The 10,321-nt window shown below is 67.8% G+C and carries 10 protein-coding genes and 1 pseudogene; 3 read left to right on the top strand and 8 right to left on the bottom strand.

Features of this window, described 5'->3' with window-relative positions; genetic code table 11:
- Positions 1-321 precede the first annotated feature (321 nt).
- The 4 genes from G6016_RS00105 to G6016_RS00120 form a co-directional block, all read right to left on the bottom strand.
- Positions 322-1,248 carry an SDR family oxidoreductase gene (locus G6016_RS00105; RefSeq protein WP_182630685.1) on the bottom strand — a complete coding sequence of 309 codons (927 nt, stop codon included), beginning with the start codon at positions 1,246-1,248 and terminating at the stop codon, positions 322-324.
- Between the two features lie 90 nt (positions 1,249-1,338).
- A complete protein-coding gene (locus G6016_RS00110; RefSeq protein WP_182630686.1) occupies positions 1,339-2,661 on the bottom strand; it encodes a TrpB-like pyridoxal phosphate-dependent enzyme in 1,323 nt (440 codons plus the stop codon).
- 39 nt (positions 2,662-2,700) lie between these two features.
- On the bottom strand, positions 2,701-3,183 hold the full coding sequence (locus G6016_RS00115) for a GNAT family N-acetyltransferase (RefSeq protein ID WP_338403455.1): 483 nt from the start codon (positions 3,181-3,183) through the stop codon (positions 2,701-2,703).
- Positions 3,180-3,854 (bottom strand): hypothetical protein, encoded by a 675-nt coding sequence (locus tag G6016_RS00120; RefSeq protein WP_182630687.1) that lies wholly within the window; start codon positions 3,852-3,854, stop codon positions 3,180-3,182. The genes G6016_RS00115 and G6016_RS00120 overlap by 4 nt, the downstream gene beginning before the upstream one ends.
- 125 nt (positions 3,855-3,979) lie before the next feature.
- Here G6016_RS00120 and G6016_RS00125 point away from each other — a divergent pair, with 125 nt between their 5' ends.
- Positions 3,980-4,510: a peptidylprolyl isomerase gene (locus tag G6016_RS00125; protein ID WP_182630688.1), complete on the top strand. Its 531-nt coding sequence runs from the start codon at positions 3,980-3,982 to the stop codon at positions 4,508-4,510.
- Between the two features lie 197 nt (positions 4,511-4,707).
- Positions 4,708-5,454 carry a rhomboid family intramembrane serine protease gene (locus G6016_RS00130; protein ID WP_182630689.1) on the top strand — a complete coding sequence of 249 codons (747 nt, stop codon included), beginning with the start codon at positions 4,708-4,710 and terminating at the stop codon, positions 5,452-5,454.
- Positions 5,455-5,559: 105 nt separating this feature from the next.
- Here the strand turns inward: G6016_RS00130 and G6016_RS00135 are convergent, their stop codons facing one another.
- Complete coding sequence (locus tag G6016_RS00135) at positions 5,560-5,955, bottom strand: PH domain-containing protein (RefSeq protein ID WP_338403456.1); 396 nt, start codon at positions 5,953-5,955, stop codon at positions 5,560-5,562.
- A 474-nt stretch (positions 5,956-6,429) separates the two neighbouring features.
- The gene (gene crgA / locus G6016_RS00140) at positions 6,430-6,696 is read right to left on the bottom strand and encodes a cell division protein CrgA (RefSeq protein WP_182630691.1); all 267 of its coding nucleotides are present in this window, start codon (positions 6,694-6,696) and stop codon (positions 6,430-6,432) included.
- A gap of 90 nt (positions 6,697-6,786) precedes the next feature.
- Between crgA and G6016_RS00145 the strand changes: the two genes are divergently transcribed.
- On the top strand, positions 6,787-7,467 hold the full coding sequence (locus G6016_RS00145; protein WP_182630692.1) for an aminodeoxychorismate/anthranilate synthase component II: 681 nt from the start codon (positions 6,787-6,789) through the stop codon (positions 7,465-7,467).
- Between the two features lie 85 nt (positions 7,468-7,552).
- Here the strand turns inward: G6016_RS00145 and pknB are convergent, their stop codons facing one another.
- Together pknB and G6016_RS16935 are read right to left on the bottom strand one after the other, a co-directional pair.
- Positions 7,553-9,625 carry a Stk1 family PASTA domain-containing Ser/Thr kinase gene (gene pknB, locus G6016_RS00150; RefSeq protein ID WP_182630693.1) on the bottom strand — a complete coding sequence of 691 codons (2,073 nt, stop codon included), beginning with the start codon at positions 9,623-9,625 and terminating at the stop codon, positions 7,553-7,555.
- Positions 9,622-10,321: pseudogene (locus G6016_RS16935) on the bottom strand (serine/threonine protein kinase); the annotation flags it as partial. The gene pknB and the pseudogene G6016_RS16935, both read right to left, overlap by 4 nt.

A 10,321-nucleotide genomic window follows, 5' to 3' on the forward strand; every position in this document is an offset into this window, starting at 1 on the left:
GCGGCTGCAGGATCGCGACCCACATCTGCGCCGCATCCGGGCCGAACGCGGCGAAGAACATCAACGCCAGGGCGAGGCCTGCGGGGTGCAGTGAATGCGCGAATCCCCGGAGGAGACCGGTGTGCGAGGTGGTGGCCATGGTGAATCCCGCAGATCAATGACCGAGACGGGGTGCCCGGCTCGTGCGCGAAGTATATTCCCCGGACCGAGCGGTCGGGGACGACACGAGAGCGTCCCTCCGAGGACTCGTCAGTTCACACAGTTCAAAGACGGCTTCGGGTGGGACGCTCTCGAGGTGGATCGGGGAGGGGTGCGCGTTCCTCAGCTCTCCAGGTGCAGGCCCAGTTCGCGTGCGGCCAGAGCGGCGTACTTGGAGGTCTGCTCGAAGGCCGACTCCAGCGGGTTGGCATCGGTGATGTCGGCGATCTCGGCCCAACGCTCGGCCACGACCTCGGGGGTGCGGGCACCGTCGGGCAGGTAGACGCCGCGCGACTCGACCATCTGCGAGACGGCGAAGACGCCGGCGCCGGCACCGAGGATGGTCTTGGTGGGGGCCTGCTCGCTGACCATGAACAGGGCACCGGGGGCGATGGTGTCCGGTCCCATGATGTCGAGCACCTGCTGGGGGAGCAGGTCCTCGGTCATGCGGGTGGCGGCCGTCGGCGCGATGGAGTTGACCTTGATGTTCTTCTTCGCACCCTCGATGGCCAGCACGTTCATCAGCCCGACGAGTCCGGACTTGGCGGCCGCGTAGTTGGCCTGACCGAAGTTGCCGTAGATGCCGGAGGTCGAGGTGGTCATGAGGATGCGGCCGTAGCCGGCGTCGGCCATGTGCGGCCACACGGCGCGGGTGCAATTGACCGAACCCATGAGGTGGACCTCGACGACCTTGCGGAAGTCGGCCGGCTCCATCTTGGCGAAGGACTTGTCGCGCAGGATGCCAGCGTTGTTGATGAGGATGTCGATGTGGCCCCAGGTGTCCATCACGGTGGCGACCATCTTCTGGACGGCGGCTTCGTCGGTGATGTCGCTTCCGTCGACGATCGCCTCGCCCCCGGCGGCGGTGATCTCGTCAACGACGAGTTGGGCGGGGGAGGCGTCTCCGCTGCCGCCGTGGACGTCGCCGCCGAGGTCGTTGACGACGACCTTGGCGCCACGCTCGGCCAGGGCGAGTGCGTAGGCGCGGCCGAGGCCGCCGCCTGCACCGGTGACAATGGCGACGCGGTCGGTGAAGTCGATCGAGGTCATGGGGGGGTGCTCCTTCTAGGGGGTGGGTCGTCCGGGTCGTCGCTGTGTCGGCGACGACGTGTGGGTCAGACGTGGCGTGGGCCTGAGGGATCAGCCCAGTTCGCCGCGAACAAAGGACTGGTATGCGGGAAGGTCGAGGAAACCGTGGCCGGACAGGCCGATGACGATCGATGGCCCGGTGCCCGCCGGGCCGGTGTGCTCGCGTGCCTTGTCCAGGGCTCCGGCGATCGCGTGGGTCGACTCGGGTGCGGGAACCACGCCCTCAGCCTTGGCGAACTCGACGCCCGCCTCGAACGCCACGTTCTGATCCACTGCCATCGAGTCGATCAGTCCGAGGTGCTTGACGTGGCTGACCAGCGGCGCCATGCCGTGGTAGCGCAGGCCACCGGAGTGGATGGGGTCCGGCACGAAGTCCTGGCCGAGGGTGTACATCTTCATCAGCGGGGTCAGCCCCGCCACGTCACCGTGGTCGTACCGGAACTCACCCTCGGTGAGCGACGGGCAGGCCGACGGCTCGACGGCGACGATTGTGGTCTCGGCCCCGGCCAGGTTCTCGCGAATGAACGGGAAAGCCAGTCCGGCGAGGTTGGATCCGCCGCCTGCGCAGCCGTAGAGGTAGTCCGGTGCACCCTCGCCGAACATCGCGAGCTGCTTGATGGCTTCCTCGCCGATCACGGTCTGGTGGAGGCAGACGTGGTTGAGCACCGACCCCAGTGAGTAGCGGGCCTCCGGGTCGCCGGCTGCGACCTCGACCGCCTCGGATACCGCCATACCGAGCGAGCCCGGGGTGTCGGGATCCTTGGCCAGCATCGCGCGACCCGACTCGGTGAGGTCCGACGGGCTCGGATGAACGGACGCCCCGAAGGTCTCCATGAGCATGCGGCGGTACGGCTTGGACTCGAACGAAGCCTTGACCTGCCACACCTCCACCTCGATCCCAAAGGCTTGACCGGCGAACGCCAGCGAGGCACCCCACTGGCCGGCACCGGTCTCCGTGGTGAGCTTCGTGATGCCCTCGGCGGCGTTGTAGTAGGCCTGGGCGACGGCGGTGTTGGGCTTGTGCGAGCCGACGGGGCTGGTGCCCTCGTACTTGTAGTAGATCCGGGCGGATGTGCCCAGGGCCTTCTCCAGTCGACGCGCACGGATCAGCGGGGCCGGACGCCACAGTCGGTAGATCTCCTGGACGGCCTCCGGGATCTCGACGTACCGCTCGGTGGCGACCTCTTGCTCGATGAGCGCCATCGGGAACAGCGGTGCCAGATCCTCGGGACCGAGCGGTTCCTTTGTGCCCGGGTGCAGATGAGGGGCCATCGGTTCGGGGAGATCCGCCTGGATGTTGTACCAGTGGGTCGGCATCTCGCTCTCAGGCAACAGTGCCTTGACCAGCGAACCTGAGGAAGCGTCAGACGTCATGTGTGGTCCTCGGATGAAGTGGGAGGGGTGGTCTACATCTCATCCTAGGAGGTCGCGACGCATCGGAACGTGGGGGATGGTCCCGTCGAGGTACTCGGGACCCGACCGGCTGAATCCGAACTGCCGGTACCACTGCTCCAGGTGGGACTGCGCCCCGATCTCGACCGGCTGGTCCCCGCACAACTCGAGTCCTGTGCGGATCAGTCGTGCCGCGATCCCACGGCCACGCCACTGCGGGGCCGTGCACACGCGACCGATGTGCATGACACCGTCGCCACCGTAGACACGCAGCGTGGCCGTGAGCTCCGACGAATCGCGACCGGGCGCCCAGGCCAGCACGTGCGTGGTCTCCGGGTTCGCGTCCGTGTCATCGATCTCTGCAAAAGGGCAGTCCTGCTCCGCCACGAAGACGTCCACGCGAAGTTTGTACAACGCGTGGACGTCAAGTGGACCGAGCTGGCCCAGCGGAGAGGTGACGACCCGCAGTGCGGGCGGATCGTCCTGCGGTGACGGTTCGGTCACTCGTCGTCGGACGGCTGCGGTGCCGATCCGGCGGCAGGGCCGGGTGTTGAGCTGCCGGCCGAGGGGGAGGAGTCGATCTGCTGATCGGCTGGGCCCTCCGGATCGGCAGCGTCGATCTTCGTGTCCTCGCCGGTGACCGAGTCATCGGAGGGCTGCGGTGCGGAACCTGCAGCCGGGCCGGGCGTTGCGCTGCCGGGTGCCGGGGACTGTGCGGGGTTCGCCGGCGGCTTCGGAGCCGGGGTGGGGGAGGAGGCTGGGGAGCCCGAATCGCGAAGGAAGTAGGCGGTGGCACCCGCGACGGCGGCACCGCCGGCCAAGCCGACGATCAGCAGCGGCGCGAATCGACGCAGCGGCTTCTTCCGCTGCGGGGGAGCCGCGAGGACCGAGGTCTTCTCCCGCAGCGTATCGGCGTGGAGTTTCGCGTCCGAGGCCAGCTCGCTGAGGACTTCGGCCTGTTCGGCGCGACGGTCCCGGACCACCTGGATGCCACGGCTGGCTCCGAAGAGGGCGAGTCCGACCGGTCCACGGGTGGCGGCCACCGCGGCCTCGCCGAGGAACCGCGGATCCTTCAGGTCGAATGCCTTGCGGGCAGCGGTACCGGCGTGCTTGAGATCCTTCTCGGCCTGCTTGACAGCCTTGCGTTCGGCAGCGCGATCGCTTCGTTTGCTCATGCAACGATGGTTGCACAAGTGTCCGACACCGACCACCGACGACGTGCCCGCCGGGCCACTCCGGTCGGGGTCGCGGGGGATCGCATTCACCTCTCCGCCGATGACTGTCCGCGCTGCGTGGCAGGATGGCAGGCGTGAGCATCGCAACGCAGAACGCAACCATCCGCACCAACCGTGGTGACATCGTCGTCGAACTGTTCGGCAACCATGCCCCGGAGACCGTCCAGAACTTTGTCGGCCTGGCCGACGGTTCCAAGGACTATTCGCAGGCCAACGCCAAGGGCGAGAAGACCGGCCCGTTCTACGACGGTTCGATCTTCCACCGTGTCATCTCCGGCTTCATGATCCAGGGCGGCGACCCGACCGGTACCGGTCGCGGCGGCCCGGGCTACCAGTTCAAGGACGAGTTCCACCCGGAGCTGCAGTTCAACGAGCCCTACCTGCTGGCCATGGCCAACGCCGGCCCGGGCACGAACGGATCGCAGTTCTTCATCACCGTGGGGCAGACCCCGCACCTGAACAACCGCCACACCATCTTCGGCAAGGTGGCTGACGAGGCCTCGCAGAAGGTCGTCGACGAGATCGCCACGACCCGCACGGGCGCGATGGACCGCCCGACCGAGGACGTCGTGATCGAGTCGATCGCCATTTCCTGACCGGCCACTTCGGTCGGATGACGGCGCGGGTACCGGGCGGACCGGGCCCGCGCCGTCGTGTTCTCGGTGTGCCCCGGTCGTGGGGGTACACCACGCCCCGGCGCACGACCCGGAGCACGACCCCTCATCAGGGCACCACCACACGCCGGGACAACCGCATCCCGGGAACCCACCGCATCCACTGAGTACCGGACATCATGAGCACCCAGACCAGCCGTGGCGGCGCACTCTCGCGCTTCTTCCGCCTCCAGCCCGTCACCGCGTGGCTGATCACCGCGAACCTCGCCGTCTACCTCGCAACCGTGGTCCAGTCGCGAAGCCTGATGAGCAACCACCACTCATCGTTGTTCGAGGCCACCGCGCTCGTCCCACCAGTGGTGGTGGTGTGGGACGAGTGGTGGCGACTGCTGACGTCCGCATTCCAGCACTTCGGGCCCGTGCACCTGCTGCTCAACATGTACATGCTGTGGATTCTCGGCATCGGCATCGAGCGCAGTATCGGTCACCTGCGTTTCCTGGCCCTGTATCTGATCTCGGCGGTCGGCGGATCCGTCGCCGTGCTGCAGTTCAGCCCGACCGCCCTCACGGCAGGGGCGTCCGGGGCGATCTTCGGCATGATGGGCGCCTACGCGATTGTCGCGATGACCATGCGCCTGGACATCAAGGGCGTCGCGGTCCTGCTGGCACTAAACATCGGCATCAGCATCTTCGTCCCGGGAATCTCGCTGGCGGCCCATCTCGGTGGGCTCGTCGTGGGCGCGATCGCAGCGCTCGCACTGGTCGTCCTACCCCGCAAGCTGCCCGCCCGCACGAGCCGGGCCAGCCGCGAGGTGGTCTCCTGGATCGCCTACGCCGTGGTGGCCGTGGCGCTGGGCGTTCTCGCCTGGGTCGCCGGTCAGGCCCTGCTCTCCGAACTCGCCGGCGCGGCGCTGTCAGGCAACTGAGGGCGAAGCACCGGGCGTAAGGATCGTCGGCCCGGCTGAAGTGTTAGCCGGCCGAATGGAATCGTCAGTCGGACGGGTGGAAGTAGTGCCCGACGATCCGGAAGGTCATTTCCGGGCCGGACGGCTCCGGAACCCGAGACGTTCCAACCTCTCCACCACATCCCGCGGATCCGTACCGAGATCCATGCGGGTGAACACGTCGAGCTGCTCGCGTCCCTGCTCGTCCATGTACTCCAGTCGCATGAGGTGCTGCCGCGCACCCCACCGGGCCGTACCGAGCGCCCGCACCTCCACGACCTCCTCGCGCGGGATGAACATCGTTCCGCTCAGCTTCTTGATCGCCAGCTGACCGTCCACCACCTCGATACGCGGCCGCCGCAGCAACTGGGACACCCCCGTGGGGATGAGGATCAGCGCCGCCAGGCCGGTGAGCAGCAGCGCCAGCGGTTCCTGACGCAGCATCCCGGCCACGACCAGGCCCAGACCGAGCACGATCAGCACCGCAGGCCACAGCGTGCCCGGTGACCACGAATCGGCCCTCGGCCCGCCCTCTGACCCCCGACCAGTCACGTCGCGACCACTCATGACAGCGCTGTGCCCTTGCTTCCGGAAGTTGCTCGACCACTCATGCCCGTCATCCTCCCTTATCCACAGGCGTTATCCACACTGTGAATGAATAACACGCGTGGAGTTCGAAACGCGTTCGATCCGGTGCGCTCCCGACCTGCGGCGGTGTCGTCGTCGTCGTCAAATATTGTTTTTCCCCAGTGTGGAGGGAGTTATCCACAACGTGTGAGGGTGTGAGAATTCGCAGGTCAACGCGCGACACAGGAAAATAAACGTGTGTTGACCTGCGCAAATGAGGCGACTTGAGGTAAATGCAGATCACCCCCCGCACTGTGCGGGGGGTGATCTGTGGAAGAAGCTGTGGATGAAGGCTGTGGCGAGCCGCGGCCCTGGGAAATGACCTGTTCGTCAGCGCCAATTCATGGTCATGAGCAGGCCCACAACCGCGAGACCGAAGCCGATGGCGAAGTTCTGCCACGTCTCCAGATCCATCATGAACGGGATCTGCTCACCGGCGATGTAGTACACAACCAGCCACGCCAGGCCGATGATCATCAGCCCGAGCATCAGGATCAGGTACCACCGCGGCGTCGGCGAGCCCTTGACCTTGACGGGCGTGCGGCTGACTGCGGCATCGGTGTACTCGGTCTTCGACCGGACCTTTGACTTGGGCATGGAGACCTCGAACTGCTGGGGGATGTCTGTGACACCCTACCAAGTCCCGCCCGTGACGTTCACCTCCTCGCGGCGCAGTACGCTGCACCTATGCGCATCCTCGTCGTCGACAACTACGACAGCTTCGTCTACAACCTCGTCCAGTACCTGGGACAGTTGGGCGCGCAGTGCGAGGTATGGAGGAACGACGACGAGCGATTCCACGGCCCGGCCGGCGTCAACGATCCGGCGGTCCTGGCCGAGGTGTCGGGACAATTCGACGGCATCCTGCTCAGCCCGGGCCCCGGCACGCCGGACCGTGCCGGGGCGACGATCCCGCTGATCGAGACCGGAGCCCGGACCGGTGTCCCCGTGCTCGGAGTGTGCCTGGGACATCAGGCGATCGGTGAGGCATTCGGCGCGACCGTCGACCGGGCCGCCGAGCTGATGCACGGCAAGACGAGCCAGGTCACCCACGAGGACTCGGGCGTCCTGGCCGGAATCCCCAGCCCGTTCACGGCGACGCGCTACCACTCACTCACCGTGCTGCCCGAGACGCTGCCGGACGAACTGGTGGCCACGGCCTGGACCGAATCGGGACTGCTCATGGCCATGCGGCACCGCGATCTGCCGATCCACGGGGTGCAGTTCCACCCCGAGTCGGTGATGAGTGACGGGGGGCACCGGATGCTCGCGAACTGGCTCGGCATGTGCGGTGAGCGGCCTTCGGAATCCCTGGTGGCCGGCCTCGAGGACGAACTTGCTCGCACCCGGGGAGCGGCACTGGCCTGACTGGCCAACCCAGTCGCTGGGCCAGCGGGACCGGTGGGGCCGGCGGCATTGTGTCGTCCCCGCCCGTCACGGTGAGCGGTGTGGCTCAGCCGGGTCCCGGGACTAGGCCGAACCGGATGACCCGGACGACGACCTGATCGTTCACCCCGGCCACCCCGACGGGCGGCTGCTGCGAGTAGATCTGGCCGACGCGGGCGAGGTCAGGATCATTCTGGGGGAGTTCGACGAGCTGCCCGCGGCCGCCGCGCCAGCCGGCCTGCTCCAGCTTGGCCAACGCCTCGTCGACCGTGTCGCCCACGATGTTGGGCATCTCGAACCGGTTGCCGGCGGACACCTGAATGGTGATCGTTGCGCCCTTGAGCTGGGTCTGGCCGGCGGTGGTGGACTGTTCGACGACCTGCCCTTCGGGCGCGGTGCCGTCGACACGTCGGGTGTCCACCCTGAAACCGGCGGACTCGAGTGTCGCCCGGGCAGAATCGACGTTCTGGCCCACCACGCCCGGCACCTGCAGCTCCTCGGGCCCGGAGCCCACCGTCAACCTGACCGGCTGATCCGCGGGCACCTGAGCGCCGGGCGGAGGATCGGAATCGACGACCTTGTCCTGGTCCCCCTCCGTCGACGGCCGCGCCTCGTTCTCCGGGATCACCTGGAAGCCGGCCTCTTCGAGTGCGCGGCGGGCGTCGCCGGGAGACATGCCCATGACGTTCGGCACCGACAGGATTGGTTTACCGGTGGAGACCACCAGGGTGATCTCCGACCCCACCGCGAGTCGCTTGCCGGCGATCGGGTCGGAGGAGATCACGTGACCCACGGGGATGTGCATGTCGGTCTGCGGCACCTGGACCGGCTCCAGACCGAGGGCGGTGAGCTCCTCCACGACCTCCTCGACGGGACGCTGGGCGACCTCGGGGATGGAGACCTCCTGCTGGGGCTGCTCAGACGACCCGGGGCCGTTGTCCCCGGTCGCCCAGATCGAAACACCCGCGATGACACCCAGCACCAGCAGTACCGACAGGGCGATCACCACGGCGCGCGGTCGAGACCGGCCTTCGGCGTCGGAGCTGCGATGCCGTGTCGGGGCCTGCTCGGAGGGCCCGGCGGTCGCTGCCTGACCTGACACGCCCCCGGCCGCTGCGCCGCCGGCCGAGCTGGTCCCGTACAGACCGTTCAGATCGTGAGCTTCGGTCGCGGCCTCGGACGGCGACGACCAATCGGATCCCCCGGCGGCGAAACCGGCCCCGGTGAACCCGTGCGGGGCGTCGGGCCTTTGGTCGTCGTCCAGTTCGTCGTCGGACAGAACCAGGGGAGCGGAGGGTCGAGAACCGGTCAGTACGGCCAACAGGTCGGACCGCATCTCGCCAGCGGTGGCGTAACGGTTGTCCGGATTCTTGGCCATCGCCTGCATGATCACAGCATCGACGTATCGGCTGACCTGGGGGTTCACCGCCGACGGACGCTGTGGCGTCTCGCGGACGTGCTGGTAGGCGACGGCGACCGGCGATTCCCCGGTGAAGGGCGGCACGCCGGTGACCATCTCGTAGAGGACGCAGCCCGCCGAGTACAGGTCCGAGCGGGCATCCACGGTCTCGCCGCGGGCCTGCTCCGGGCTCAGGTACTGGGCGGTGCCGAGAACGGAGGAGGTGGTGGTGAGGCTGGACGTGGAATCGCTGACGGCGCGGGCGATACCGAAGTCCATCACCTTCACCGCACCGTCGCGGGAGATCATGACGTTCGCCGGCTTGACGTCGCGGTGGATGATGCCCTTCTTGTGGGAAAAATCCAGGGCTCCGCACACATCTGCCATCACGCCGAGGGCCCGGTCGACCTCCATCGCGCCGTCCATTTTGACGATGTCACGCAGGGTGTCACCCTCGACGATTTCCATGACGATGTACGGCAGCGCACCCTCGGCCGTGGGTTCTTCGCCCTGGTCGTAGATCGCGACGATCGACGGATGATTGAGGGACGCAGAGTTCTGGGCTTCGCGTCGGAACCGCTGGTAGAAGGTCTCGTCCCGGGCAAGCTCGGGCCGCATGACCTTGACGGCCACGTCACGACCGAGGACCGTGTCACGGCCCCGGTGGACTTCCGACATGCCGCCGTATCCGAGGGTGTCGCCGAGTTCGTAGCGTCCGGCGAGAATTGACGGTGTGGTCATCCGCGCTCACCCCCTCCGCCGGCTGCACCGGCACCCGGCTGTCCCTGACCACCGAAGCCCTGACCGCTCTGTCCGCCCTGCCCTTGTCCGCCTTGGGGCGCGAGCGAATTGAGTTCCGCGGTGAGCGAGTCGAGGACCTCGCCCAGATCCGGTGGCGGGGTGCCCTCGGTGGGTGTGGGACTCGGCTCGGGGGTCGGCGTCGGTGCCTGGGTCGGGGTTGGTGTCGGCTCAGGCTGCTGGGTCGGTGTCTGTGTGGTGGTGATGGTCACCGGTGGCGACGTGGGCGTGGTGGGTGTGGTGCTGGTGCCGCCGAAGAGTCCGCCGGGGCCGAAGAAGCCCGCGCTGGACAGGGCGGCAGCCGCGGCGACGGCGATAGCAGCAACCAGCAGGAACACCACGAGGAACCAGCCCACGCACCCGGCATTCGATTGACGCTTGGCGGGGCGCGCGTTGGTCGGCGGTGGCCCGGATCGACGTGCGGTCGCGGCCTGTGGACGGGGACCTGCCGGTGGGGGGCCGGATTGCCTGGGTCCGCCCTGCGTCGGGGGACGCTGGCCTTGGGCGGCGCCAGGCTGGACCTGGGTGAACTGCCGGGTGGGCGTGGGTCCCTGCTGGGAGGGTTGGCGGCCGGTGCCGTCGGGGATGATGTGTGTGGCGGCGGTGTCGGACCCGGCGCCGGCGACAGCGGCGCCGGCT

Origin of the sequence: Dietzia aerolata, assembly GCF_014144865.1 — a bacterium.
GTDB classification, from domain to species: domain Bacteria; phylum Actinomycetota; class Actinomycetes; order Mycobacteriales; family Mycobacteriaceae; genus Dietzia; species Dietzia aerolata.